Below are 26,338 nucleotides of genomic sequence, written 5' to 3'. Positions count from 1 at the left end.
GTCAGCCCTTCACCGCGCCGCCCATGACGGACACGAGTCGTCGTTGCACGAGAATGAAGAACACCAGCACCGGGATGGTCATCAGTGTCGAGCCCGCCATCACCGCGCCCCAGTCGGTGTCCTCCGGTTTGAAGAACACGAGGATCGCCAGCGGGAGCGTCTGGTTCTCGGTGTTGGAGATGATGAACGTCTTGGCGAACAGGAAGTCGTTCCAGGCGTGGATGAACGCCAGCACGCTGATCGCCACCAGCCCGGGCGCCACCAGCGGGAAGAGGATCTGCCAGGTGAACCGCATCCGGCTCGCCCCGTCGATCTTCGACGCCTCTTCCAGCTCCTGCGGCACCGCGGCGACGAAACCGCGCAGCATCCAGATCGCGAACGGCAGGCTGAACGCCAGGTGCACCAGGATCAGCGAGCCGAGGTGGTTGGTGCCGAACGCCGGCGCGACGTCGCCGACCGACCGCATCAGGAAGAACAGCGGAATGGTCAGCGCCTCGACCGGCACCATCTGTGCCACCAGCACCATCACCAGCAGGACGGTCTTGCCCTTGAAGTTGAACCGGGTCAGCGCCACCGCCGAAAGGAACGACAGCAGGAGCGACAGCGCCACCACCACGACGGCGACGATCACGCTGTTCAGGAAGAACAGTGCGAATCCCTCGCCGCTGAGCACCCGCTCGAAGTGCTCGAGGGTCGGCGTGAGGGTCCACGGCCGCGGGTTCTCCGCCTGGATCTGCCCGGTCGGCTTGAACGCCGAAAGCACCATCCAGTACACCGGGAACGCGACCATCCCGGCGATCACCACGCAGATGATCTCGGCGATCAGCCTGCCGGGCTTCTTGACCCGGCGGGTCTTCGGCGCTGTCGTCACACCCATCCCGCGCTCCGGCGTTGCGACCGGACGTACAGCCCGGTGATGGACAGCAGCAGCAAGGTCATCACGACTCCGAGCGCCGCGCCGAGACCGTATTCCTGTCCGGCGAAGGCCTGTTGATAGGCGAAGACGTTGAGCACGAGGTTGCGCCCGGCCACGCCGCCGCCGTTGGTCATCACGTAGATCTGGGTGAAGATCTTGAAGTCCCAGATGATCGACTGGATCGTGGCGATGGTCAGCAGCGGCCGCACCATCGGCAGCGTGATCGACCACGTGGTGCGCCAGGTCGACGCGCCGTCGAGGTACGCGGCTTCGATGACCTCCTCCGGCACGCCCTTGAGCCCCGCGTACATCGTCACCATGACGAACGGGAACGAGCACCAGATGACCTCGGCGGCCACCAGCCCGAACGTGCTGTAGGTGTCGAAGGTCCACGAGTGGTTCGCCATGCCGGTGAACCCGAGGCCCGAGAGCACCTCGTTGACCAGGCCGAAGTCCGCGTCGAACAGGAACAGCCAGACGTACGAGCCCGCCATCGCCGGCGTCGCCCAGGCGGCCAGTGCCGCCAGGAACAACGGGACCCGCGCCCACGAGCGGACCCGGGTGGCCAGTACGGCCAGCCCCGTCCCGAGCGCGAGACTGCCGACGACACAGACCGCGGTGAAGCCGAGGGTCTTGGCCAGCACCTCCCAGAACTGCGCGTTCTCCAGCAGGTCGGTGTAGTTCCGGAAGCCGAGGAACTCCAGCGGCGCGTTCCCGACGGCCTGCGGCTGGCCGTAGTCGTAGAACGAGATCAGGACGAGCTGGTAGATCGGGTACACCAGCATGGCCAGCAGCAGGATGCCGCCGGGAGCCAGGTAGAGCAGGGCGGCCCGCCCGTCCCGGCGACGGCGGGGGGACCGCCGTGCCGGGACGGCCGGAGCCGTGGTGCGGGGGATGTCTTTCGTGACCACTTAGCCGAACGCCTTGTTCATCTCGGCGGCCGCGGTGGCGAGTGCGGCCGCGGGGTCCTTGCCGCCGGTCGCGATCTGCTGGATCGCGGTCGGCAGCACGTTCTGCGCGTCGATCTTCGACCACGCCGCGGTGGCGGGGACGAACTTCGTGCCCGAGGTGAGCGTGTCGACGAACGGCTTGACCGACGGGTCGCTCGCGGCGACCTTCTGCTGGACACTGCCGAGCGTGGGCAGGTTGCCCATGGCGATGTACATCTTCTCCTGGTACTTGGCGCCACCGAGCAGTTCGGTGAACTCGACCGCGAGGCTCTTGCGCTTGGTCGCGTTGAAGACGCCGAGCAGGTTGCCGCCCGCGAACGCCGGGGCGACCTTGCCCGCCTCGGTGCCCGGGATCGGGATGATCGCGTACTTCCCCTTCACCTGACCGGCTTCGACGGCCTTGCGGTTGAAGTCACCACCGATCGACATGCCCGCCTTGCCGCCCGCGAACGCCGTGATGCTCTGCGTTCCGGTGAGGTTGGCGCACTGCTCGGGCGGGCAGATGTCCGCCTTCAGCAGGTTCGCGTACGCCGCGACCCCGGCCTTCGCCTGCTCCGAGTCCACAGTGGACTTCCACTTGTCGCCGTCCTGCTTGGCGATCTCGCCGCCGTGCGCCCACAGGAACGGCAGCATCGCGTAGGTGTACTTGCCACCGACGGAGATGCCGTAGAGCTCGGGCTTCTTGGCGCGGATGGTCTTCGCTGTCTCGGTCAGTTCCGCCAGCGTCGTGGGCGGCTTGAGGCCGAGTTCGGCGAAGAGGTCCGTGCGGTAGTACAACGCGCGGATACCGGTGAACCACGGCAGGCCGTAGGTCTTGCCGCCGGACTTCGCCGTCTCCAGGACCGCGGGCAGGATGTCGGCGCCTTCCTTCCACGACGAGAGATCGCCGGTCAGGTCGGCCAGCGCGCCGGTGGCGGCGTAGCTGGAGACGTCGGTGTTGCCGAACTCGGCGACGTCCGGCGCGCTCGCCGGGTCGTTGAAGGCGCCGGAGAACTTGTCCGCGCGGCCTTCCACCGGGATCCACTGGACGTCGACCTCGACGCCCGAGTGCGCCGCCTTGAACTCGGCGATGGCCTCCTTGACCGCGGCCTCCTTGGGGGCGCGGTTGGCCTCGTCGAACAGCCAGACCCGGACCGTGCCGGTCTTCTCGTCACCGCCGCTCGCGGCAGGTGTGTTCTGGGCAGGCGCACAGCCCGCGACGAGGCCGAGCGCCGCGAGGCCCGCGATGAGGACGCGAGTTCTCATGGGATTTTCTCCTTAGCCGAATAAGACGGAATTGACCTGGGGGAGCGCCAGTTTCCCGGCGACGGCCCCCGGGAGACCGGTGGCGGGATCGCGCGGCAGCCAGCTGAGCGTGCCGGACTTGTCGCTGGAGACGTAGAACCAGCTTTCGGTCGGATCCAGGGTGAGGTGGCGCGGGTAGACGCCACCGACGGGCGCGTTGCCCAGCAGTTTCAAGGACTTCCCGTCCTCGCCGACACCGAACGACGCGATCGTGTCCGAACCGCGCACGGACGCGTAGACGAACCTGCCGTCCTTGGACGTGGTGATCTCGCCCGGGTACTGCGCGCCGGGCGTGCCCGCCGGAACGGCCGGGACGACCTGCCCGGCGGTCAGTTTCCCGGTGGCCGGGTTCCACGCCGCGACGGTCACTTCGGCACGAAGCTCGCCGAGGATGTAGGCGTACTTGCCGTTCGGATGGAAGGCGAGGTGCCGGGGCCCGGCACCCGACGGGAGCTTCAGCTGCTGGTTCAGCTTCAGTTTTCCGGTGGTGACGTCGAGTTTGTAGACGTAGACCGAGTCCGCGCCGAGGTCGACCGAGAGCACCCACTTGCCGGTGGGGTCGTTGACGACCTGGTGCGCGTGCGCGGCCCGCTCGGCGCCCTTGTGCTGGGCCAGATCGACGACGTCGCCGAGTTTCCCGCCCGCGAGGATCGGGAGGACGACGACGCTGCCGCTGCTGTAGTTCGCGGCCAGCACGTACTTCTGGCTCGAGTGGACACTCAGATGCGTGGGGTGCTGGCCCTTGGCGGATTTCTTGTTGAGCAGCTTGGGTTTCGCCGGATCGGCCAGGCTCAGCGCGGAGATCTGGCCGTTCTCGTCCTCGTTGGTCACATAGAGCGTCTTGCGGTCCGCGCTGATGTCGAACCAGGAGGCGTTGCTGATCCCCGGAATCGTCCGGTCGACGACCAGCGCGTTGGTCGCCGCGTCCCGGTGAGCGATATCGAGCCCGTGCCCGGAACTGGTGTAGCTGCTGACGTAGATGGCCCCGGTTCCCTTCGGTCCGCAGATCTGTTCGGAAGCGTTCGCGAGGTGGGAACCGAGAACGGTGGTGAGTCCAGCCGCTCCGACGGCGCCGAGGAAGGTGCGTCGATCGAGTCCGGTCATCGTGATCTCTCCCAGCTTTCAGGTGGTTTAAACCACTGCCATGAGCAATGCTGCCACGCCGAAACCGGAAACGGAAAGGACGGTTTCCAGGACGGTCCAGGTTTTCAGCGTTTGCGGCACGGTCATGTTGAAGTACCGCGAGATGATCCAGAACCCGCCGTCGTTCACGTGCGAGGCGATGATCGAACCCGCCGAAATCGCCACGACCAGCAGCGCGAGCTGGATCTGCGAGTAGCCCAGCGTCGCCACCGTCGGCGCGACGATGCCGCTCGTGGTCACGATCGCGACCGTCGCCGAACCCTGTGCGATCCGCATGCCGCAGCTGATCACGTAGGCCGCCAGGATGACCGGGAGACCGGCGTTGTCGAGCGAACCCGCGACGGCCTTGCCGATCCCGGTCGCGGACAGCACGGCACCGAAGAACGCGCCCGCGCCGACCACCAGCAGGATCATCGCGACCGGGCGGAGCGACTTCGCCGAAAGCTCGCTCAAGTCCTTGCCCGTCAAGCCGCGGCGCAGGCCCAGCAGCCAGGACGCGAGCAGCACCGAGATCGTCAGCGCGACCGCGGGGGTGCCGATGAACGCGGCGACACCGGCGGGCGCGGAGTCCTTGGGAAGCCAGATGCTGCCGAAGGTCCCGGCGAGGATCAGCACCAGCGGGACCGCGATGATCGCCGCCACCAGCTTGAGCGACGGCGGGTTCTCCTCCTTCTCGCCTTCGTCCTCCGCGACCAGGAACTCCTCGGGGACCGGAACGTCGATGCGCTTGCCGATCCAGGTCGAGTACGCGACACCGCCGACCAGGAACGCCGGGATACCGCAGACCAGGCCCATCAGGATGATCCAGCCGAGTTCCACGTGCAGCAGGCCCGCCGCGGCCACCGGGCCGGGGTGCGGCGGGAGGAACGCGTGCGTGATGGAAAGACCGGCGAGCAGCGGCAATGCGTACAGCACCAGCGAACGGCCGCCCTGTTTGGCGGCGACGTAGACCAGCGGCGCCAGCACGAAGATGCCGATGTCGAAGAAGACCGGGATACCGAAGACGAAGCCGGCCAGGCCCATCGCGAGCGGGGCGCGCTTCTCACCGATGGCCCGCAGCAGCGCGCTGGTGAGCACCTTCGCGCCACCGGAACGCTCCAAAATGGACCCGAGGATCGTGCCGAGCCCGATGATCGCGGCGATATGCCCGAGGATCCCGCCGAAACCCTTTTCCAGCAGGGAATCCGACGCCTTCTGCGCGGAGCCGACGATCTGCCCGACCGGCAGGCCCGCGGCCAGCGCGGTCAGCAGGCCGACCACGATCAGCGCGATGAAGGGCTCGAGCTTGACCTTGATGATGAGGAACAGCAAGACCGCGATCGAGACGGCGGCGAGGGTCAGGAGACCTCCCGTCGAATGTTGGAGCCAATCGATCATCGGGCACTCCCGGGATTCCGCAGTGAATGGCCGGCGAGGGCGCCGGTCGGTTGACCATCGTCGATGGCGGCGACACCGTTGACGAAGACATAGGGGATACCGGCGGCCTGCTGCCGCGGCTCGTCGAACGTGGCGGTGTCGGCGACGGTTTCCGGGTCGAACAGCACGAGATCCGCCGCGTACCCCGCGCGGACGAGACCCCGGTCGGTCAGCCGCAGGCGTTCCGCCGCGCGGCCGGTGAGGTGGGAGACGCATTCGGCGAGGTCGAGGACGCCGAGTTCGCGGACGTAGCGCGCGAGGTAGCGCGGGAACGTGCCCCAGGCGCGGGGATGCGGCCGGGCGCCGACGAGGAGCCCGTCGCTGCCGCCGGTGTGCGTGCGGTGCCGCATGATCGCCTGGACGTTCTCCTCGTGCCCGACGTGCATCAGGCAGGACGTGCCGAGTTTCTCCGAGAGCAGGACGTCGAAGTACAGCTCCGCGGCCGGTTTCCCGGCCCGCTGCGCCGAAGCGGCGACGGAATGCCCGACGAGGTGCGAGTTCTCGTCGCGGCGGACGCCGTTGATCTCGATGGCCTCCCAGTCGATCGGCACGCCGTGCGCGCCGTCGGAACCGGTCTCCTCGATCTCGGCACGGATCCGCTCACGCGTGTCCACATCGGACAGCCGGGCGAGGGTCGCGTCCAGCCCGCCTTCGGTGGACCAGCTCGGCAGCAGCGCGGAAAGGTAGGTGGCGCCGGGAAGGTAGGGATAGGTGTCCAGCGTGATGTCGCAGCCGTCGTCGAGCGCCTGGTCGAGCAGTTCCATCAGCTGGGGGGCCTTGCCCTTGTTCACCGAGAAGTTCATCGTCGCGTGCGCGAGGTGCAGCGGGCAGCCCGAGCGGCGGGAGACGTCGACCATCTCGCCGAACGCCTCGAGCGCGCCCTTGCCGTAACTGCGGTGGTGCGGACTGTAGAAACCGCCGCGCTCGCCGACGACCCGGCACAGCTCGACGAGTTCCTCGGTGGTCGCGTACATGCCCGGCGTGTAGGTGAGCCCGGACGACATGCCCATCGCGCCCTCGGCGAGCCCGGTCGCGATGAGTTCCTTCATCGCGTTCATCTCGGCTTCGGTCGCGGGCCGGTCTTCCCAGCCGACGGTGAGCATGCGGACGGTGCCCTGCGGCACCAGGTAGGCCGCGTTGACCGCGACCCCGGCGTCGAGCCGGTCGAGGTACTCGCCGACCGAGCGCCAGTTCCAGTCGAATCCGGCGGGGTCGTCGTTCCACCCGGCGAGCTGCTGGCGCAGCGACGCGAGGACGTCGTCGTTCACGGGCGCGTAGGAGAGCCCGTCCTGTCCGAGGACCTCGGTCGTGACGCCCTGCGAGAGCTTCGCGAGGTGATCCGGATTGGCGAGCAGCTGGAGGTCCGAGTGCGAATGCATGTCGATGAACCCGGGCGCGAGCACGAGTCCTTCGGCGTCGATGGTGCGGCGGCCCGCGAGCGAGCCCGGTTCGGCGACACTGGCGATGCGGCCGCCGGTGATGCCCACGTCGTGCCTGGTGAGCGGATCCCCGGTGCCGTCGGCGACCAGTGCGGAGCGGACAACGATGTCCATGGCGATTCTTCCTCTGCGGGGAGTGGAGGACGGATCAGAAATGCGTGCGGACGAAATCGAGCACGGTCTCGCCGTCGGGGCCGACGACCGGGATGAGGGGCCATTTGTCGAAGACGGTGCACGGATGCGAAAGACCCAGTGCGATCCAGTCGCCCACCTCGACCGGCGAACCGGGCGGCAGCGTCAGGAAGGCGTGCTGGTCGTTCATCTTCTGGATGGCGTGACCTTCGAGCGCGGACGGCGGTCCGTCGCCCTTGCGGATCAGGCGGGGCTCGGGCATGCCTTCGTCGAAGGAGGCGTCCCGTTTGCCGATGGTGAGCAGCGCGAGCTCGTCCGTCGGCTTCGACGTCACCTGGGCCCAAGCGCGCAGCGCGGGACGGAACGAGGCGACGCCGCCGATACGCGGGCTTTCGCCCAGCGGGGAGATCACCCGGTAGAAGCCGTCGTCGTGGGTCACGTAGGCACCGCTGCGCAGGATCGGCAGGACGTCCAGGCCGCCCCAGTCCTTGGTGAGTTCGTCGGCGACGCGGTCGAAGTACGCGCTGCCGCCGCCGGTGACGATGATCTGCCCGGCGTCGTCGAGCAGGCCCTTGTCGTTGAACGCGAAGACGAGTTCCCGCAGACCGTCCACATAGGAGCTGATCAGCTGGAGCGACTTCTCGTCGGTGTGGTGGGAGAGCGCGCCTTCGTAGCCGCCGGATCCGCGCAGCCGCAGGGCCGGGCTCGCGTGCGCGGCTTCGGCGACGGTGAGCGCGGTGGCGGTGTCGCGGACCCCGGTCCGGCCACCCTCGGCGCCGAGTTCGACGAGCACGTCCACCTTGCGGCGGGCGCCTCGCAGGGCCTCGGTCATCAGCTCGACGCCGCGGACCGAGTCGACCCAGCAGACGAACTCGAAGTCGTCGTCGGCGTCCAGTTCCGCGGCGAGCCAGCGCAGGCCCGACGGGTCGAGCAGCTGGTTCGCCAGCAGGATCCGGGAAACCCCGAACGCCCGGTAGATCCGGAGGTGCCCGGCGTTGGCGCAGGTGATGCCCCAGGAACCGTGCTGGAGCTGCCGCTCGAACAACTGCGGCGCCATCGTCGTCTTGCCGTGCGGGGCCAGCGCGACCCCGCGTTCGGCGCACCAATCGGCCATCGTGCGGAGGTTGTGCTCGACGGCTTCCTCGTCGAGCACCACGAACGGGCCCAGGAAGCCGTCGTCGAACAGCTTCGCGCCGCGGGCGGCGGCCTCCCCGATCGTGAGTCCGGACAGCGAGGGCGCGACCGAGCGGAAGCGCCAGTCGACGCGCTCCTCCCGGACGGCCGCGACCGCGGCGGAGTCGATGGTGCCGGCTTGGAACATGAAGTTCACCTCGGTTGCGTATGTTGCAACGGACGTTGCGCATATTGCGTGGGATAGGTGTAGCATCCGGTCCGCTAGAGGTCAACGGCGTGACGACTAGGAGACGCGAAGGTGACAAGCGCGCCCGACGTTTTGTGCATCGGGGAGTCGATGGCCTTGTTCGTACCGGCCGAACCAGGGCCGCCCGACGAGGTACGGAAGTGGGTGCGGACCATCGGCGGAGCCGAATCGAACGTCGCCTGCCATCTCCCCGCGCTGGGTTTCGCCAGTGCGTGGGTGAGTGCCGTCGGCGACGATCCGTTCGGCCGCGCGCTCGTGCGCGAGATCGCCGCGGCAGGAGTGGACGTCAGCGCGGTCATGGTCGACCCGACGCGGCCGACCGGGCTCTACATCAAGGAAAGCGGCGCCCAGGGCAGTCCCGTGCGCTACTACCGCAAGGGCTCGGCGGCGTCCGGAATGGACGCCGGGCTGCTGGGGAAGCTCGATCTCGACGGGGTGCGCGTGATCCACCTGTCCGGGATCACGCCCGCGCTGTCCGACGGCTGCCTCGACCTGGTGCGGGCCCTGCTGGAGCGGCCTCGCGGCGACACGCTGGTGTCGTTCGATGTCAACTTCCGTCCCGCGCTGTGGACCGGGCGCGACCCGTCCGTCCTCGCCGGTCTGGCCGCCCGCGCGGACATCGTGCTGGCGGGCGAAGACGAAGCCGAGCGCGTGTGGGGGACAGGCGACCCGGGACGGCTGCGCGCCGTGCTGCCCGGGCCGAAAACGCTGGTCGTCAAGCACGGGGAGCGTGGGGTCACGCTGGTCGACGGCGAAGAAGCGCCGCTGTTCGCGCCCGCGCTGCGGGTCGACGTCGTCGAACCGGTTGGTGCCGGCGACGCGTTCGCGGCCGGTTTCCTCGCCGCCACCCTGCGCGGCGACGACCCAGTGACCAGGCTGCGGCGCGGTCACCTGCAGGCCGCCGCCACCCTGCTGACCCACGACGACGTGGGGACACCGCTGCCCGAAACCGTCGTCGAAGCGCTCATCGGGGCGGATGCGGCAGCATGGGCGGCGGCGAAGCTGACGGACAAGGGATTGGTGGGCGTATGAGCCAGAGCCTGGACAGGGCGCTCACACTGCTGGGCGGGCTCGCCCGCGAGCCGAAGACGCTGGACCAGCTCGCCGAGGAGATCGGCGTGCACAAGTCGACCGTGCTGCGGCTGCTGCGCACCCTCGAGTCGCACCATTTCGTGCGCCGGGAGGGACAGCGGTACTACCGGCTCGGCAGTGCCCTCTTCGACCTCGCGCAACAGGCACTGGAAGACCGCGACGTCCGCCGCACCGCCCAGTCCGCGCTCGCCGCGCTCAACGTGAGCACCGGGCACACCGTGCACCTCGCGTCCTATGAGGACGGAGAGGTCGTCTACATCGACAAGTTCGAGGGCAGGCATTCGGTGCGGATGTACTCCCGCATCGGCAAACGCGCCCCGCTGCACTGCACCGCCGTCGGCAAGGTGCTCGTCGCGGCGATGACGCCGGAGAAGCGGGCGGACGTCGTTTCGAGGATCGACTTCTTCGTCCGCACCCCGAACACGATCACCACACCGGCCGCCTACGGGACCGAGCTGGATCTCGTCGCCGACCGCGGCTACGCGGTGGACAACGCCGAGCACGAGGACTTCATCCACTGCATCGCCGCGCCGGTCCGCGGCCCGGGCGGCGTGGTGCTGGCCGCGGTGTCGATGTCGGTGCCGAAGGTGCTGCTCGACTACGACGGCCTGATGGGGCTCGTGCCCGAACTGGTCGCCGCCGCCGAACAAGCTTCCGTCCACAGTGGATGGACGGGGAACCGAAAGGGGAAGTTGGAATGAGCAAGACCGCGATCAGCACGGAGAACGCGCCGAAGCCGGTGGCCGCGTTCTCGCAGGCGGTCCGCAAGGGCAACATCCTGCAGGTGGCCGGCCAGGTCGCCTTCGACCCGGCCACCGGCGCCATCGTCGGCGAGACCGTCGGTGAGCAGACCGAGCAGACCTTCAAGAACATCGAAGCGGTGCTCGAGGCCGCCGGTTCGAGCCTGGCCGACGCGCTGATGGTGCGTGTCTACCTGACCGACGTCGACCACTTCGGCGTGTTCAACGAGGCCTACAACAAGCTGATCGGCGAAGCGCCGCACCCGGCCCGCACCACCGTGTACGTCGGCCTGCCCGCGGGACTCCTGGTGGAGATCGACGTCCTGGCCGTGGTGGACTAGTCACTCACGCGCGCGCTATGAAAGGCCCGTTACTTGCAAATTTTGCAAGTAACGGGCCTTTCATAGCATTGGTGAGGGGCTAGAGCACGCTCGTGTAGCCGTTCAGCGCGGGCTGCCCGCCCAGGTGCGCGAAGAGCACGTTCGAGTCCCGTGAGATCTCACCGCGGGCGACGAGGTCGATCAGGCCCGCCATGGACTTGCCCTCGTACACCGGATCGGTGAGCACGCCCTCCAGCCGCGCCAGCGTCCGGATCGCGTCCAGGGTGGACTCGTCGGGGATGCCGTAGATCCCCGCGTGATAGCGCTCGTCCAGTTCGACCTCGCCGATCTCACCGGCGCCGATCAGCTCCGCGGTCGCCCGGGCGATCCGCGTGACCTGGTCGCGGGTCTCGGCCGGTTTCGCCGAACCGTCGATGCCGAGGATCCGCCGGGGCTTCCCCGAAAGCGCGGCCCCGGCGACCATCCCGGCCTGCGTGCTGCCGGTGACCGAGCAGACCACGACGGTGTCGAAGAAGACGCCGAGCTCGGCCTCCTGCGCCTCGAGTTCGACGATCCAGTTCGCGAAACCGAGCCCGCCGAGCCGGTGGTCCGACCCGCCCGCCGGGATCGCGTACGGCTTGCCGCCGCCCGCTTCGATCTCCTTGACCGCGTTCTCCCAGCTCTCCTTGAAGCCGACGCCGAACCCGGCTTCGACCATCCGGATGTCCGCGCCGAGGATGCGCGAGAGCTGGATGTTGCCGACCTTGTCGTACAGCGGGTCGTTCCAGTCCACCCAGCTCTCCTGCACCAGCACGGCCTTGAGCCCGGCGCGCGCGGCGGCCGCGGCGACCTGTCGGGTGTGGTTCGACTGCACGCCGCCGATGGAGATCAGCGTGTCCGCGCCGTCGGCGAGGGCGTCGGCGACCAGGTATTCGAGCTTCCGCGTCTTGTTGCCGCCGAACGCGATCCCGGAATTGACGTCCTCGCGTTTCGCCCAGACCTTCGCCCCGCCGAGGTGGGCGGTGAGCCGCTCGAGCGGGTGGACGGGGGAGGGGCCGAACAGCAGCGGGTAGCGCGGGAAGTCGGCGAGGGTCATGACGTCTCCAGGAGGGCTTCGAGTTCGGTCCAGATGGTGGCGGTGATCGAGCAGGCCGCGTCTACGTCGCCCGCTTCGAGGGCGTCGGCCAGCTCGGCATGCCGCTGGACCGACCGGTGCGCGGGCAGCGAGCCGAAACGGGCGTACTCGAGCCGCCGGAGCAACGGGGTGTAGCGGGCCAGCGTCGCGGCGATCGCCCGGTTGCGCGCGGCGGCCACCGGGACGTCGTGGAGTTCGTCGTCGGCGGCGATCGCGGCCGCGATGTCCCCGGCGGCGATCGCGTCGGCGAACCGGGTGTTGGCCGCGCGCATCGCCGCGACCTCGGCCGGTCCCATCCGCGGCGCGCCCGTCCGGACCGCGAACTCGTGCAGCGCGCGGACCAGCTGCAACGCGTCGCGGACGTCGTCGGGCACGAACCCGGCCACCCGCGTGTAGCTCTGCGGCTTCGACTCGACGAGGCCGTCCTCTATAAGACGGAGCAACGCCTGGCGCACCGGCGCCCGCGACAAGCCGAGCTGATCGGCGAGGTCGCCGTCGCGCAGGTTCGTCCCCGGCGGCAGCGTCCCGTCGATGATCGCCCGGCGGATGTTCTCGTAGGCCTCGTCCCTCAGGAGCGACCTCGGCACCTTCGCTAACCCACTCACATCTGAAATGTTAGCTGCCAGCCTGCTCGTTGGGTAGCGCGCATGCAATGAAAGGCCCGTTACTTGCAAAATTTGCAAGTAACGGGCCTTTCATTGCACTACTGGAGGAGAGGGGAGACGGGAGGGCAGGGCTTAGTAGACCGGTCCCGTGTACTTCTCGCCCGGCCCCTGCCCGGGCGCGTCCGGCACGGCCGAAGCCTCGCGGAACGCCTTCTGCAGCGACTGCAGCCCGTCGCGCAACGGGCCCGCGTGCAGGCCGAGGTACTCTGCCGAAGCGGTGACCAGTCCGGCGAGGGCGGTGATCAGGCGGCGGGCTTCGTCGAGGTCGCGGTGGGGTGAGCTGGCCGGGTCTTCGTCGGCGAGGCCGAGGCGTTCGGCGCCGGCGGAGAGCAGCATGACGGCCGCCCTGCTGATCACCTCGACGCTCGGGATGTCCTCCAGGTCGCGGACGTCCGGGGAATACGGGGGTTGCTGAACGGGTTCATCTGACACGTCTGGTACCCTTCCACGAGCGACCAGCCCCCGAGTGATCGGGGGCGGCAAGTGGAGCCCCGCTCCCACCCGTGTCACCGCCGCAACACCAGGTGTCCGGGTCCGGTCTCGCCAAAGACGATTTCGGGCGTCTGAGGCGGTGTGTTCGGTTCTGGAGATCGAACACGATCGGAAAGAGTGGGCCCCGCGTACCGGCACGGTACCGGGGCCTTAGGTATGTGGGCACCAGGTCGAAACGGTAGAAGAATTTACCTCGAACCAGGGAGGCCCCATCAGCTCCGAGACACGCATCAACGACCGAATCCGGGTACCGGAGGTCCGCCTCGTCGGACCCGCCGGTGAACAGGTCGGCATCGTCCGGATCGAAGATGCGCTGCGGCTGGCACAGGAGAACGATCTCGACCTCGTCGAGGTTGCTCCTCAGGCACGCCCGCCCGTATGCAAGCTCATGGACTTCGGCAAGTTCAAGTACGAGAGCGCGCAGAAGGCCCGCGAGTCCCGCCGCAACCAGCAGCTCACCGTCATCAAAGAGCAGAAGCTGCGGCCGAAGATCGACCAGCACGACTACGAGACCAAAAAGGGTCACGTGTCGCGGTTCCTGGCCGCCGGCAACAAGGTCAAGGTCACGATCATGTTCCGCGGTCGCGAGCAGTCCAGGCCGGAACTCGGTTTCCGCCTGCTGCAGAAGCTCGCCGACGAGGTGACCGAACTCGGTTTCGTCGAGTCGTCGCCGAAGCAGGACGGTCGCAACATGATCATGGTGTTGGCCCCGCACAAGAACGTGAAGCCGCCCAAGGCCGCGAAGGCTGCCAAGGACGAGTCGACCGAATCGTCCGAGCCGCCCGCCGACGCGTAGCGCCGACCAGCACATGTCGCGGCACACCGGAAAACACCGGTGTGCCGCCGCACGAAAGAGGACATACGTAATGCCGAAGATGAAGACGCACAGCGGGACGTCGAAGCGAGTTCGCGTCACGGGCACGGGCAAGCTGCGCCGCCAGAAGGCCGGCCGCCGCCACCTGATGGAGAAGAAGTCCAACAGGCTCACCCGTCGTCTCGAAGGCACCACCGAGATCGCCAAGAACGACGTCGGCCGCGTCAAGCGCCTTCTCGGCCGCTGACACCCCGCACTTTGTAAACGCCGGGCGCGCCAGCGCGCCCCCAGATCGACAGGATGGACCCAGTGGCACGCGTCAAGAGGGCTGTCAACGCCCAGAAGAAGCGTCGCGCGACTCTCGAGCTCGCCAGCGGCTACCGCGGCCAGCGTTCGCGGCTGTACCGCAAGGCGAAGGAGCAGACGCTTCACTCGCTGAACTACGCCTACCGGGACCGCCGTGCCCGCAAGGGTGACTTCCGCCAGCTGTGGATCACCCGCATCAACGCGGCCGCCCGCGCCAACGGCGTCACCTACAACCGCTTCATCCAGGGCCTCAAGGCCGCGGGTGTCGAGGTCGACCGCAAGATCCTCGCGGACCTCGCGGTCAACGACGCCGCCGCCTTCACCGCGCTGGCCGAGCTGGCCAAGGCGAACGTGAACACCGAAGAGAAGAAGTCGGCCTGACCGGCTACAGCGCTCTTCCGCAACCCGGGGCGGCTCCGTTCACCGAACGGACGCCCCGGGTTGTTGCTGCGCGCAAGCTCACCCGCCGGGCCGAGCGGGAGAAAACGGGCCGGTTCCTCGCCGAGGGCGCGAACGCGGTCGAAGCCGCGCTCGCCCACGACGGCAAGGTGTACGAGCTGTTCGTGACCGAACGCGCCGCCGCGCAGCACGAGCGTCTGCTCGCCACCGCGCACGAGTCGGGTGTCCCGGTTTCGCCGATCACCGACCGCGCCGCCGACGGCCTGTCCGAGACCGTGACGCCGCAAGGCATCGTCGCGGTCTGCGCGCTCGTCGACCGTCCACAAGAGACCGTCCTCAAGCCGGGCGCGAAGCTCGTCGTCGTCCTCGTCGACGTCGCCGATCCCGGCAACGCGGGCACCGTGATCCGGGTCGCGGACGCCGCCGGCGCCGACGCGGTCGTCCTCGCCGGGGACAGTGTCGATCCCCACAACGGCAAATGCGTCCGCGCGGCCGCGGGCAGCCTGTTCCACCCCGCCATCACCCGGATCCGGGACGTCGACGCGGCCTTGAAGGCCTGCTCCGCCGCCGGTCTCCGCACCTTCGGCGCGCACGGTTACGCCGACACCGAGCTCGATCAGGTCACCTTCGACCAGCCCGTCGCGTGGGTGTTCGGCAACGAGGCGCACGGATTGCCGCAAAACGTCCTCGACGCCGTCGACCTCGCGGTCAAGATCCCGATGTACGGCCGGGCGGAGAGCCTGAACCTCGCCACCGCTGCGGCGATCTGTGTCTACACCAACGCGATGGCGCCGAACCGGGCTCGCTAAGCTACGGATTCCGTTGGCTCACTGGGGGAATCATGGGGCGTATCGCCCGTTCTTTCGCTCTGTTCGGCGCTTCCTGGCGCGTTCTGCGGTCCCGCAAGGAACTCGCTGTCTTCCCGGTGCTGGCCTCCCTCGCGGGTCTGCTGGTCGCCGTGGTGTTCCTCGGGAGCGGTTACTGGATCTCCCACACCGAGATCGCCGACCACTCGCGGCTCACCCCCGGTTCGTACGTGATGATCGGCCTGTTCTATCTCGCGGCCGCGTTCGTCACGGTGTTCTTCAACGCCGCGCTCATTTCCCAGGCCGACGTCGCGCTGCGCGGTGACGATCCCCGCGTGGCCACCGGGCTGGCCGAGGCGGGCCGCCGATGGCTGCCCCTGCTGGGCTGGGCGGCGGTGACGGCGACGGTTTCCCTGATCCTCCGGGAGATCGAGCAGCGGTTCGCGTTCATCGGTTTCTTCGTCGGACGGCTGGTCGGCGCCGCCTGGAACCTCGTGACCTACCTCGTCCTGCCGGTGATGATGATCGAGGACGCCGGTGTCCGGCACGGGGCCAAGCGGTCGGCGGTGCTGCTCAAGCAGACCTGGGGTGAGCAGGCCGCCGGAAGGTTCGGCATCGGGCTGGTCGGCGTGCTGCTGACACTGGCCGGATTCGCGGTCTTCATGGGCGCCGGATTCCTGCTCGGCGGCACCATCACGATCGTCGTCTCCATCGGGATTTCACTCGTGTGGGCGTTCTTGGTCTCCATCCTCTGCACGACGCTGGCCGGGATCTACCAGACCGCGTTGTACCGCTACGCCGCCGACGGCGTCGTCCCGGAGGCGTTCGGCAAGGTGGATTTCGCGGGCGCGTTCGCCACCCGCTGACGCCGAAATCGATGGCCCGAGTGCCCGCGGCCACGTAGAGTCGCGGGCACCACGCCGTCCGCACCACGACACCAAGGGAGCTCCCATGGAACGCACTGTTCGTTCCAGCACCTTGTTTACGGCGTAAAGCGCGTTCTTCGCACTCGCGAGTGACGGTGTGCCCAGCCCGAGGGTGATCGGGGGCCGCCGTTCGCTGTCCCATAGAATTCAGCAGCTGCTAAACCCATGTGTGCGCTCGCGTGCACCGGACCAGTCCCAGCGGACGCCGAGGAGTTATGTCCGAAGCCAACGACAAGCAGGACCCCCAGGCGGGGGCGCTCGCGCCGGATACGTTGACGGCCGCCGTCAAGCAGGCCGAGACGGATTTCGCGGCCGCGGCGGATCTCGACGCGCTGGCCGCGGTCAAACCCGCCCACCTCGGGGACCAGTCTCCGCTGCTCCTCGCGCGCCGCGAGATCGGCGCCCTGCCGAAGCAGGAGAAGGCCGAGGCCGGGAAGCGGGTCAACGAAGCGCGCCAAGGCATCCAGGCCGCCTTCGACGCGCGCCGTGCCGTGCTCCAGGTCGAACGTGACGAAAAGGTGCTCCGCGAGGAGACCGTCGACGTCACGCTTCCGTGGGATCGGGTGCCTCGCGGAGCCCGGCACCCGATCGCGACCCTCTCGGAGCGCATCGCCGACGCCTTCGTCGCGATGGGCTACGAGGTCGCCGACGGTCCGGAACTCGAGGCCGAGTGGTTCAACTTCGACGCGCTGAACTTCGGCAAGGACCACCCCGCGCGCCAGCTGCAGGACACGTTCTACCTCGGCGAGGAGGACTCCGGGCTGGTGCTGCGGACGCACACCTCGCCGGTGCAGGCCCGCACGCTGCTGCACCGTGACCTGCCCGTGTACGTCGTCTGCCCCGGCCGCACCTACCGGACCGACGAGCTCGACTCGACGCACACTCCGGTGTTCTCGCAGGTCGAAGGACTCGCGGTGGACAAGGGCCTGACGATGGCGCACCTCAAGGGCACCCTCGACGCCTTCGCCCGCGCGATGTTCGGCGAAAGCTCGAAGACCCGCCTGCGCCCGCACTTCTTCCCGTTCACCGAGCCGTCGGCCGAGGTCGACGTCTGGTTCGAGGAGAAGAAGGGCGGCGCCGGCTGGGTCGAATGGGGCGGCTGCGGCATGGTCAACCCCAACGTCCTGCGTGCCTGCGGCGTCGATCCCGAGGTCTACTCGGGCTTCGCCTTCGGCATGGGTATCGAGCGCACCCTGCAGTTCCGCAACGGAATCCCGGACATGCGCGACATGGTGGAGGGCGACATCAGGTTCACCCTGCCCTTCGGAACGGAGGCCTGAGTGAAGGTCCCAGCCAGCTGGCTGACCGAACACCTCGACGTCGACGAGGAGGTCACGGCCCAAGATCTGGCCGACGCCTTCGTGCGCATCGGCATCGAGGTCGACGAGGTCCGCGCGCTCGAACCGGTCACCGGCCCGCTCGTGGTGGGCCGCGTGGCCGAGATCGAGGAGCTGACTGAGTTCAAGAAGCCGGTCCGTTTCTGCCGGGTCGACGTCGGCGAGTCGAGCGACGACGCTGACGACGCCGAGAAGCCCGACGAGAACATCGACGACGACTCCGATGACGACGAGGGTCCCTTCGAGGACGACGGTCCCGCGGGGATCAGGACCCGCGGGATCATCTGCGGTGCCACGAACTTCGCCGAGGGTGACCTGGTCATCGTCGCGCTGCCCGGCACGGTGCTGCCCGGCGGCTTCGAGATCGGTTCGCGCAAGACCTACGGCCGGCTCAGCGACGGCATGATCTGCTCCGCGAGCGAACTCGGCATCGGTGACGACCACTCCGGCATCCTGGTCCTGCCCCCGAGCACCGCCAGCCCCGGCGAAGACGCGAACAAGCTGCTGGGCCTCGACGACACCGTCCTCGAGGTGACGCCGACCCCGGATCGCGGCTACACGCTGTCGGTCCGCGGCCTGGCCCGCGAGCTGTCCAACGCGCTCGACGTCCCGTTCGGCGACCCGGCGTCCATCGAGGTCCCGGTGGCCGAGAGCGACGCGTGGCCGGTGCACCTCGAGGACACCGAGGGCTGCAAGCGTTTCGTGCTGCGCCGGGTCAAGGATCTCGACGCGACGGCGCCGACACCGTGGTGGATGCGCCGCCGCCTGATGCTGGCGGGGATCCGCTCGATCTCGCTCGCGGTCGACGTGACCAACTACGTGATGCTCGAACTCGGTCATCCGCTGCACGCGTTCGCGACCGGGTCGGTCAAGGGCGATCTGGTGGTGCGCAAGGCGAAGCCGGGCGAGAAGCTGACCACTTTGGACGATGCGGAGCGCGCTCTCGACCCGGACGACGTGGTGATCGCCGACGACAGCGGCGTCATCTCGCTGGCGGGCACGATGGGCGGCGCGTCGACCGAGATCACCCCCGAGAGCACCGACGTGCTGCTCGAGGCGGCGCACTGGGATCCGTCGTCGATCAGCCGGACGGCCCGCCGTCACAAGCTGTTCTCCGAGGCCGCCAAGCGGTTCGAGCGGTACACCGACCCGCAGCTGTGCGCGGTGGCCGTCGAATTCGCCGCGCGCCTGCTGCGTCAGTACGGCGACGGTTCGATCCTGCCCGGCCGCACCGACGAGGGCGGCGTCGAGCCGAACCAGCCGGTGACCATGCCGATCAGCCTGCCCGACCAGGTGGCCGGGGTGCGCTACGAGCGTGGCGTCACCGTCAGGCGGCTCTCGCAGATCGGCTGCAAGGTCAACGTGGGCACGTCCGAGGACGGCACCGCGCTGGTGACCGCGGTCCCGCCGAGCTGGCGCGGTGACCTGGTGCAGCCCGCCGACCTGGTCGAGGAGGTGCTCCGGCTGGAGGGCTACGACAGCATCCCGTCGGTGCTGCCCGACGCCCCGGCGGGCCGTGGCCTCACCGACACGCAGCGCCGTCGCCGGTCGGTCGCACGTGCGCTGGCCGAGGCGGGCTACGTCGAGGTGCAGCCCTTCCCGTTCCTCTCGGACTCGGTCTGGGATGCGTTCGGACTGCCCGAAGACGACGTGCGCCGCAAGACCGTCAAGATCCGCAACCCGCTGGAGGCGGACAAGGACCGGATGGCGAGCACGTTGCTGCCCGGGCTGCTGGAGATGTTGCAGCGCAACATTTCCCGTGGCTTCAAGGATGTTTCGCTGTTCCACCTCGGACAGGTCGTGCTGCCCGGGCCGAACCCGATCCCGATGCCGGAGCTCGGGGTGGACCGGCGGCCGACCGACGAGGAGCTCGCGGTGCTGGAGGCGGCCGTCCCGCCGCAGCCGTTGCACGTCGCCGTCGTGCTCGCCGGCCAGCGTGCTCGCGCGGGCTGGTGGGGCGAGGGTGAGCAGGCGAACTGGGCCGACGCGGTGCAGGCCGCCCGGCTCGTGGCGCAGGCCGCCGGTGTCGAGCTGACCACGGCCGCGGCGGACCAGCCGCCGTGGCACCCCGGCCGCTGCGCGCAGCTGCGGGTGGGGCAGTGGCCCGTCGGCTACGCCGGTGAGCTGCACCCGAAGGTCGTCGAGGCGCTCGGGCTGCCGCCGCGCACCGTCGCGATGGAACTCGACCTGGACGCGATCCCGATCCCGGACGACCGTCCGGCGCCGCGGATCTCGGCGTACCCGCCGGTGCTGCTCGACGTCGCTCTCGTCGCCGAAACCGGTGTGCCGTCGGCGGATCTGGCCGAGGCGCTGCGCGAAGGCGCGGGCGAACTGCTCGAAGACATCACGCTGTTCGACTCCTACCAGGGCGAGCAGCTGGGCGAGGGCAAGCGTTCGATGGCGTACAAGCTGCGGTTCCGCGCCGCGGACCGCACGCTGACCGTCGACGAGGCCACCAAGGCCCGCGACGCCGCCGTCACGGTCGCCGGTGAACGCTTCGGCGCGAGCCTGCGGACCTGATCCGGATCAGCGCGTGAAGGCCCCCTTCCCCCGGCTCGACCGAGGGAAGGGGGCCTTCACGCGCTACGGGATGTGGCAAAGTGAGGACCCGTGCCACGTCCAGACGGTCGCTCCAGCATCCAAGACATCGCACGTGCCCGGCTGAGCGACGGTTTCGTCGGCCGGGTCGGGGAACGCGACGGGTTCCGGGAGAATCTGGGGCTCCCGGAGGGCGACCGGCGCCGCCGGTACCTGTTCTCGGTGCACGGTCTCGCCGGGGTCGGCAAGACGTTCCTCCTCGAACAACTTCGCGGTATCGCCGAAGAGTCCCGAGCCCTGGTCGGGTTCGCGGACGACCGGCAGCAGGATCTCCCGGCGACCCTGGTCAAACTCGCGAAGGACCTCGCGCGAAGCGGCCACGAGATGCGCCGGTTCGAGAAACGGTACGAGTTCTACCTCAAAGCGCGGGAAAGGCTCCACAGCGATCCGCAGGCACCGGCGGCAGGTCGCGCCCTGGTGACGAAGACCGTGGTCAAAGCAGGTCTCGGCGTGGCGAAGACCCTGCCCGGCGGGAGCATCGCCGCCGACGCGATCGACGCGGACGCGACGGCGAAACAGCTCGATCAGCTGCAGAGCTACCTCGCGGCCAAATTCAAGCGGAAGGCCGACGTCCAGCTGCTCCTGGATCCGGCGGAGGAGCTGACCAAGCCGTTCGTCGAGGATCTCTGGCGGCTTCCGGAATCTCGGCAGGTCACCCTGTTCTTCGACACCTTCGAGCGGACGGCGCAGGTCCTGGACACCTGGTTGTTCGACCTGTTCGGCGGTCTGTACGGCGAGCTTCCGCCGAACCTGGTCCTCACCGTGGCGGGCCAGTTCCCGCTCGACAGGACGAAGTGGCTCCGGCACGAGTTGCTGACGCGGGAGATCGAACTCCGGCCGTTCACCGAACCGGAGGCGCGCCAGCTGCTCGCCGAGCACGGGGTCACCGACGAGCAGGTGATCGAAGTCGTGTTGCGGCTCACCGACGGGCTGCCCGTGCTGGTCGCCATGCTGGCGCAGGGGAAGCCCGCCGAAGCGGACGCCGTCGGCGATCCCGGCGATGACGCCGTCAAGCGTTTCCTGCGCTGGGTGCCCGACGAGGAGAAGCGTGCACTCGCCGCGGTGGCGGCCCTGCCGCGTGTCCTGGACGAGGACGTCCTCGCCGTCCTGACCGGGCAGGAGTCCGCGGGGGAGATCTTCCGCTGGTTGCGGGAGCTGCCTTTCGTCGGGCGCCGCGAACTCCCGGTGCGCTACCACTCCGTCGTCCGCGGGCCGATGGTGCGGATGGAGCGTGGCCGCTCGCCCGGCACGTTCGCCGCCAGGCACCGGGAACTCAGCGAGTACTACGAGGGCCGGTGCGCCGAACTGGGCCTCAGCCGCAATCGCGAAGCGTGGAACGACGAACGCTGGCAGCGAAGGAAACTCGAACAGACCTACCACCGGCTCTGCGCCGACCCGGCCGAGGCGCTGCCGGACGCCTTGGTGGGTGCCGCGGAGATGATCACCACCGGCACCGCTCCCGCTCGTGGCTGGGCACGCATGATGGAGCAGGCGGGCATCGACGCGGACGCGCCCGCCGTCCTGCAGTGGGCGCAACGGCTGGCCACCGCCGTCGGCGACGGTGACGGTCCGCGCGAGATCCCGGTGCTCGACCTGCTCGTCGGCGCCGGGGAATTCGACGCGGCCAGGCTTTCGAAGGTGATCAGGCGGCGTGCCTGGGCCTACGAAGACCAGGACGACTTCGAGGCGGCGAAACGGGACTTCGACCGGGCGCTCGACCTCAACCCCGCCGACGCCTACGCCTGGAGCGACCGGGGGAACCTCTTCCGCAACAACAGTGACTGGGAACGTGCGCTGGAAGACCTGAACCGGGCGATCGAACTCGATCCCACCTATGCCTTTTCCTGGCGTGGCCGTGGTTCCGCGCGGGCCGCACTCGGCGATCTCGAGGGCGCGATGGCCGATCTCGACGAAGCCGTCCGTCTCCAGCCCGAGCACGCGTGGGCGTACACCGCCCGGAGCGAGGTGTACGACAAGCGCGGAGAACCCCGGAAGGCGATCGGCGAACTCGACATCGCGATCCGGCTCGATCCCGACTACGCCTGGGCGATCAGTCAGCGAGCGATGCTGCTGTCCGAGCTGGAGGAGAACGAGGAGGCGCTCGCCGGATACCGGGCGGCGGTCACGTTGCGCCCCAAGGGTGCCTACTACCTGACACAGCTCGCGCGGTTCCTCGAGAAGATCGGGAACGCCGACGCCGCCGCGAAAGCCTTCGACGACGTCGTCATGGTGGACCTCGACAACGCCGGCTCGCACGCGATCCGGGCGGGCTTCCACCATCGGGCAGGACGGCACCGCCTCGCGATCGATGGTTTCACCACCGCGCTGCGGCTCGACCCGGACTACGAGTGGGCGTGTTACTGGCGCGGCCGGGTGCACGATGACCTGGGTGATCGGCAGGCGGCGCTCACCGACTACGAGCGGGCGATCGAGCTGGTCCCCGAGGACGCCGAGAACCATTTGCGGCGCGGGATGGCGCTGGTCCTGCTGAAGAAGCCCGGCGAAGCGCTGGAGTCGCTGAACCGCGCGATCGAACTCGCGTCCGCCGACGAATGGGTGCACACCTGGCGAGCGCTGGCCCATCGGGCCCTGGACGACAACACAGCCGCCCTCACCGAAATCGACGCCGCCCTCGCGGCGAGTCCGGAGTTCGCCTTCTTCCACACCACCCGGGGCGACATCCTCGCGGACCTGGACCGTCACGACGAAGCCCGGGCCGCGCTGGACGAGGGTGCGCGCTTGGGCCAGGACGAGGGCTACGCCTGCTACCGGCGAGCCCGTCATCGTCTCCTCTTCGGCGATTTCGGCGGCGCCTTGTCCGATGTGGACAGCGCGCTGGCCGACGGCCACGACGAGAGCGGCCGCGTCCTGCGCGCGGAGATCCGCCGCCGGGCGGGGGAGTACACGGAAGCCGTCCGGGAACTGCGCGAACTGGTCGTCCTCCACCCCGACGACGTCGAGTACCGCGGGAACCTGGGAGAGGCCTTGCTGTTCGCCGGGGAGACGGACGAGGCGATGGAGGTCCTGAGTCCCGTCGCACCGGAGTCCCCCTGGGCCCGCAACCTCCTCGCGCTGGCATGGTTGAAGGCCGGGCGGACCGAGGAGGCCGAGCGGCGTTTCGGCGAATCTCTCGAAGAAGCCGTCGCCTCGTCCACGGCCGACCCTCACGACTGGGACGCCAAGGTCCAGCCACTGTTCTATCTGCTGGCCCTGGGTCGTGGCGATGAGGCGAAGCGTGCTCTCACGGACGTGATGGCGGAAGGGCCGCCCTCGGAGGTACGGCTGGACCTCCTCCGTGATTTGAAGGAGACGGGTGAACTGCTGCCCGGACTCGGCGGGGTGATCGGGGAGCTCGTCGCCCTCGTCCCGAGGCCGGTGCTCAACCGCCCAGATGCTTGAGCGCCTCCCTTCTGGACAAAGTGGACAGTGCCGGATGCGCGGTGACGAACGCGCGCACCCAGTCCGGCTCGGTCTTCGCGTACTCGCGGAGCGCCCAGCCGATTCCCTTGCGCAGGAAGAACTCCCTGTCGTCGATGTTCGCCTCGACGGCGCGGGTGAGGAGGTCGGTGTCCGTGCCGGTCTTGGCGCCGACCTGGCAGATCACCGCCGTGCGGCGGCGCCAGAGGTCCTCGTCGTACGCCCAGGTCAGCATCAGCGGGGTCACCGTCTCCGGTTCCGCCCGCAGGATCGGCCCGACCCGGCGGATGGCGACTTCGTCCACATAGTCCCACCACGCACCGGTCACGATCATCTCCTCGTACAGTCCGAGCAGATCGCTGTCCTGCCAGCGGGCGTAGGCACGGTGACCGGATAGGTCGACGGCCGCGTACCGCTCCTCGCGGAATTCCGCTTCACGCCACAAGGTGAGCACCGCGGTGGAGAAGCTCACTCGATCGGGTAGCGGATGTTCGGCGAAGAGCCGCTTCAGCAACGGCGCCCGCGCGGGTTTCTGCACCCCGAGGTACGGCATCTCCGACTTCATGTACGCCCGCATCGCCGGCGCCTTCGCGGGATCGGCCAGTCCGGCCAAACCGTTGCGAACCGCCGAAACCAGGCTTTTCACCTCGTCCACTCGCACTCCTCTCCCCGTGGGTGCGGCGAGCGTACGACAAAGGACCGACAAGACTGATATGCCCGGAACGGGGCATGGGATCCCGACTAAAGAGGGATGGCGGCCGACGTGTCGGTCAGCGAGATTGAAGCCGGTTCTCGGTAGCTTCGGCCCGACCGGGTCGAACGCGGACGAAAAGGAACACATGAAGAAATTCGTTGCCGCCCTGGCGGTCGCGGGGATCGGCGCCGGCACCATGGCGCTCGCTCCCTCCGCCACGGCCGCCTCGGCGTCGGACTTCGATCCGAAGCCCATCTCCTGGGGAGCCTGTACCCGTCCGAGCCTGGTGAAGGCCGGCGCGGAATGCGGCTCCCTCGAGGTCCCGCTGGACTACGCGAAGCCCGGCGAGGAGAAGGTCTCGATCGCCGTCTCGCGGGTGAAGCACAAGTCCGCCCAGTCGCAGGGCGTCATGATCGTCAACCCGGGTGGTCCCGGCGGTTCCGGTCTCGGCCTGTCGACCCTCGGACGCGCCGTCCCCAAGAAGGCCGGTGAGGAGTACGACTGGATCGGCTTCGACCCGCGCGGGGTGGGGGAGAGCAAGCCGTCGCTGACCTGCGACGGGAACTACGCCTCCTACAACCGCCCGCAGTACGTGCCGACCACGCGCGCCCTCGAGAAGGCGTGGTTCGACAAGGCGAAGGGCTACGCGAAGGCGTGCGCCAAGAACGGCGCGATCCTCGAGCACATCAAGACCATCGATGTCGCGAAGGACGTCGACAGCCTGCGCAAGGCGCTGGGCGAGAAGCAGATCAACTACTACGGCTTCTCCTACGGCACCTACCTCGGCCAGGTCTACAGCACGCTGTTCCCGCAGAACGTGCGGCGGATGGTGTTCGACGGCACGGTCGACCCCCGCGATGTCTGGTACAAGGCGAACCTGAACCAGGACATCGCCTTCGACAAGAACATCAAGACCTACTTCGGCTGGCTCGCCAAGTACGACGACGTCTACCACCTCGGCAAGACCGCGTCCGCGGTCGAGAAGCTGTGGTACGCCGAGCAGAAGAAGCTGTACGACAAGCCCGCGGGCGGCGTCATCGGCGGTTCCGAATGGACGGACATCTTCCTGCAGGCCGGCTACTACGTCTTCGGCTGGGAAGACATCGCGAACGCGTTCTCCGGCTGGGTGCACAAGGCCGACTGGCAGACCTTGAAGGGCCTGTACGACGACTCCAACCCGCCGGGCCAGGACAACGGGTACGCCGTGTACGCGGCCGTGCAGTGCACCGACGTGGCGTGGCCGCAGAACTGGAACCGCTGGAAGTTCGACAACTGGGTCACCCACTTCCGGGCGCCGTTCGAGACGTGGGGCAACGCCTGGTTCAACGCGCCTTGCCTCAACTGGCCCGCGAAGGCGGGCAAGCCGGTGGAGATCGACGGGCGCAAGGTGCCCGGCATCCTGCTGGTCAACGAGGAGAACGACGCAGCGACGCCGTATCCCGGCAGCCTGGAGATCCGCAAGCGCTACCCGAACTCCAGCCTGATCAGCGCGCCCGGCGGCACGACGCACTCGGGTTCGTTGTCCGGTGTGTCCTGTGTGGACGACAAGATCGCGGACTACCTGCTGACCGGGAAGCTGCCCGTGCGGAAGCCGGGCAACGGTTCGGACGTGCAGTGCACTCCGGTGCCGCAGCCGGTTCCGGCTCCGGCCTCCGCCGCGCCCAAGTCCGACGTACCGTCTCCCGCGGCTGAAGTGAAGAAGGAGGCGCTGGCTCAGGCGCTGCCTTTCTGAGCCTGATCGCTTTCAGGATGCCCCGCTTCGGACCTGTTCCGGAGCGGGGCTTTTCCTGTCGGTGCCGTTGGCGGGGCTGAAGGGGCCCTTCCCCGCATGTCACGCGGTGAAGGGCGCTTTCCCTGCATCGCATGCGGGGAAAGTCCCCTTCAGCTCCGCGCTCCCACTCCAGCGCCAAAAGCACGTGAAGGCGCCTCGGCCAGT

23 protein-coding genes are annotated in these 26,338 nt (G+C 68.7%); 12 read left to right on the top strand and 11 right to left on the bottom strand.

The window, feature by feature from the left end; all coding sequences use genetic code 11:
- Position 1: 1 nt before the first annotated feature.
- From ACLJPX_RS06015 to ACLJPX_RS05985, 7 genes are read right to left on the bottom strand one after another with little or no spacing between them, the layout of a single operon-like run.
- Positions 2–877, bottom strand: a complete 876-nt coding sequence (locus tag ACLJPX_RS06015; protein ID WP_076157078.1) for a carbohydrate ABC transporter permease — start codon at positions 875–877, stop codon at positions 2–4.
- On the bottom strand, positions 868–1,827 hold the full coding sequence (locus tag ACLJPX_RS06010; RefSeq protein WP_410599125.1) for a carbohydrate ABC transporter permease: 960 nt from the start codon (positions 1,825–1,827) through the stop codon (positions 868–870). Before ACLJPX_RS06010 ends, ACLJPX_RS06015 begins: the two co-directional genes overlap by 10 nt.
- Complete coding sequence (locus ACLJPX_RS06005; RefSeq protein ID WP_410599124.1) at positions 1,828–3,111, bottom strand: extracellular solute-binding protein; 1,284 nt, start codon at positions 3,109–3,111, stop codon at positions 1,828–1,830.
- Between the two features lie 12 nt (positions 3,112–3,123).
- Positions 3,124–4,254, bottom strand: coding sequence for a lactonase family protein (locus ACLJPX_RS06000; protein WP_410599123.1), 1,131 nt, complete (start codon positions 4,252–4,254; stop codon positions 3,124–3,126).
- Between the two features lie 27 nt (positions 4,255–4,281).
- Complete coding sequence (locus tag ACLJPX_RS05995) at positions 4,282–5,670, bottom strand: GntP family permease (protein WP_410599122.1); 1,389 nt, start codon at positions 5,668–5,670, stop codon at positions 4,282–4,284.
- Positions 5,667–7,262, bottom strand: coding sequence for an N-acyl-D-amino-acid deacylase family protein (locus tag ACLJPX_RS05990; protein ID WP_410599121.1), 1,596 nt, complete (start codon positions 7,260–7,262; stop codon positions 5,667–5,669). Before ACLJPX_RS05990 ends, ACLJPX_RS05995 begins: the two co-directional genes overlap by 4 nt.
- Positions 7,263–7,296: 34 nt before the next feature.
- Positions 7,297–8,601 carry an amino acid deaminase gene (locus ACLJPX_RS05985; protein WP_410599120.1) on the bottom strand — a complete coding sequence of 435 codons (1,305 nt, stop codon included), beginning with the start codon at positions 8,599–8,601 and terminating at the stop codon, positions 7,297–7,299.
- A 150-nt stretch (positions 8,602–8,751) separates the two neighbouring features.
- Here ACLJPX_RS05985 and ACLJPX_RS05980 point away from each other — a divergent pair, with 150 nt between their 5' ends.
- Genes ACLJPX_RS05980 through ACLJPX_RS05970 form a run of 3 tightly spaced genes read left to right on the top strand, consistent with a single transcriptional unit; the run spans position 8,752 to position 10,834 of the window.
- Entirely contained in the window at positions 8,752–9,693 is a 942-nt protein-coding gene (locus ACLJPX_RS05980) for a sugar kinase (RefSeq protein ID WP_410599119.1), read from the top strand.
- On the top strand, positions 9,690–10,454 hold the full coding sequence (locus ACLJPX_RS05975; protein WP_101608772.1) for an IclR family transcriptional regulator: 765 nt from the start codon (positions 9,690–9,692) through the stop codon (positions 10,452–10,454). The genes ACLJPX_RS05980 and ACLJPX_RS05975 overlap by 4 nt, the downstream gene beginning before the upstream one ends.
- Positions 10,451–10,834, top strand: coding sequence for a RidA family protein (locus ACLJPX_RS05970; protein ID WP_101608771.1), 384 nt, complete (start codon positions 10,451–10,453; stop codon positions 10,832–10,834). The genes ACLJPX_RS05975 and ACLJPX_RS05970 overlap by 4 nt, the downstream gene beginning before the upstream one ends.
- A gap of 79 nt (positions 10,835–10,913) precedes the next feature.
- Here the strand turns inward: ACLJPX_RS05970 and ACLJPX_RS05965 are convergent, their stop codons facing one another.
- From ACLJPX_RS05965 to ACLJPX_RS05955, 3 genes are all read right to left on the bottom strand, one after another.
- Complete coding sequence (locus ACLJPX_RS05965) at positions 10,914–11,909, bottom strand: 1-aminocyclopropane-1-carboxylate deaminase (protein WP_410599118.1); 996 nt, start codon at positions 11,907–11,909, stop codon at positions 10,914–10,916.
- Positions 11,906–12,553: a GntR family transcriptional regulator gene (locus tag ACLJPX_RS05960; RefSeq protein WP_410599117.1), complete on the bottom strand. Its 648-nt coding sequence runs from the start codon at positions 12,551–12,553 to the stop codon at positions 11,906–11,908. Before ACLJPX_RS05960 ends, ACLJPX_RS05965 begins: the two co-directional genes overlap by 4 nt.
- A 132-nt stretch (positions 12,554–12,685) precedes the next feature.
- Positions 12,686–13,045 (bottom strand): DUF1844 domain-containing protein, encoded by a 360-nt coding sequence (locus ACLJPX_RS05955; protein ID WP_005163289.1) that lies wholly within the window; start codon positions 13,043–13,045, stop codon positions 12,686–12,688.
- A gap of 271 nt (positions 13,046–13,316) precedes the next feature.
- Between ACLJPX_RS05955 and infC the strand changes: the two genes are divergently transcribed.
- The 8 genes from infC (at position 13,317) to ACLJPX_RS05915 (ending at position 23,690) form a co-directional block, all read left to right on the top strand.
- Entirely contained in the window at positions 13,317–13,901 is a 585-nt protein-coding gene (infC, locus tag ACLJPX_RS05950) for a translation initiation factor IF-3 (RefSeq protein WP_101608768.1), read from the top strand.
- Between the two features lie 70 nt (positions 13,902–13,971).
- Positions 13,972–14,166, top strand: a complete 195-nt coding sequence (gene rpmI / locus ACLJPX_RS05945) for a 50S ribosomal protein L35 (protein ID WP_005163285.1) — start codon at positions 13,972–13,974, stop codon at positions 14,164–14,166.
- 62 nt (positions 14,167–14,228) lie between these two features.
- The gene (gene rplT, locus ACLJPX_RS05940; RefSeq protein ID WP_005163284.1) at positions 14,229–14,606 is read left to right on the top strand and encodes a 50S ribosomal protein L20; all 378 of its coding nucleotides are present in this window, start codon (positions 14,229–14,231) and stop codon (positions 14,604–14,606) included.
- Positions 14,603–15,433, top strand: coding sequence for a TrmH family RNA methyltransferase (locus ACLJPX_RS05935; protein ID WP_410600012.1), 831 nt, complete (start codon positions 14,603–14,605; stop codon positions 15,431–15,433). Before rplT ends, ACLJPX_RS05935 begins: the two co-directional genes overlap by 4 nt.
- 32 nt (positions 15,434–15,465) lie before the next feature.
- The gene (locus ACLJPX_RS05930; protein WP_410599116.1) at positions 15,466–16,296 is read left to right on the top strand and encodes a DUF6159 family protein; all 831 of its coding nucleotides are present in this window, start codon (positions 15,466–15,468) and stop codon (positions 16,294–16,296) included.
- Positions 16,297–16,571: 275 nt separating this feature from the next.
- Positions 16,572–17,636, top strand: coding sequence for a phenylalanine--tRNA ligase subunit alpha (pheS, locus tag ACLJPX_RS05925; RefSeq protein ID WP_410599115.1), 1,065 nt, complete (start codon positions 16,572–16,574; stop codon positions 17,634–17,636).
- Complete coding sequence (gene pheT / locus ACLJPX_RS05920; protein WP_410599114.1) at positions 17,637–20,213, top strand: phenylalanine--tRNA ligase subunit beta; 2,577 nt, start codon at positions 17,637–17,639, stop codon at positions 20,211–20,213.
- A gap of 90 nt (positions 20,214–20,303) precedes the next feature.
- The gene (locus ACLJPX_RS05915) at positions 20,304–23,690 is read left to right on the top strand and encodes a tetratricopeptide repeat protein (protein ID WP_410599113.1); all 3,387 of its coding nucleotides are present in this window, start codon (positions 20,304–20,306) and stop codon (positions 23,688–23,690) included.
- On the opposite strand, the gene ACLJPX_RS05910 is transcribed toward ACLJPX_RS05915, so the two are convergent.
- Positions 23,671–24,363, bottom strand: a complete 693-nt coding sequence (locus tag ACLJPX_RS05910; protein WP_410599112.1) for a DNA alkylation repair protein — start codon at positions 24,361–24,363, stop codon at positions 23,671–23,673. The two genes, ACLJPX_RS05915 and ACLJPX_RS05910, sit on opposite strands and share 20 nt — an antisense overlap.
- Before the next feature lie 184 nt (positions 24,364–24,547).
- Here ACLJPX_RS05910 and ACLJPX_RS05905 point away from each other — a divergent pair, with 184 nt between their 5' ends.
- Entirely contained in the window at positions 24,548–26,134 is a 1,587-nt protein-coding gene (locus ACLJPX_RS05905) for an alpha/beta hydrolase (RefSeq protein ID WP_410599111.1), read from the top strand.
- Positions 26,135–26,338: the final 204 nt, after the last annotated feature.

The organism is Amycolatopsis sp. lyj-90 (assembly GCF_046549035.1).
Classification (GTDB): domain Bacteria; phylum Actinomycetota; class Actinomycetes; order Mycobacteriales; family Pseudonocardiaceae; genus Amycolatopsis.
Note: the sequence above shows the minus strand (reverse complement) of the source record. Positions and strands in the feature narration are given on the sequence as shown.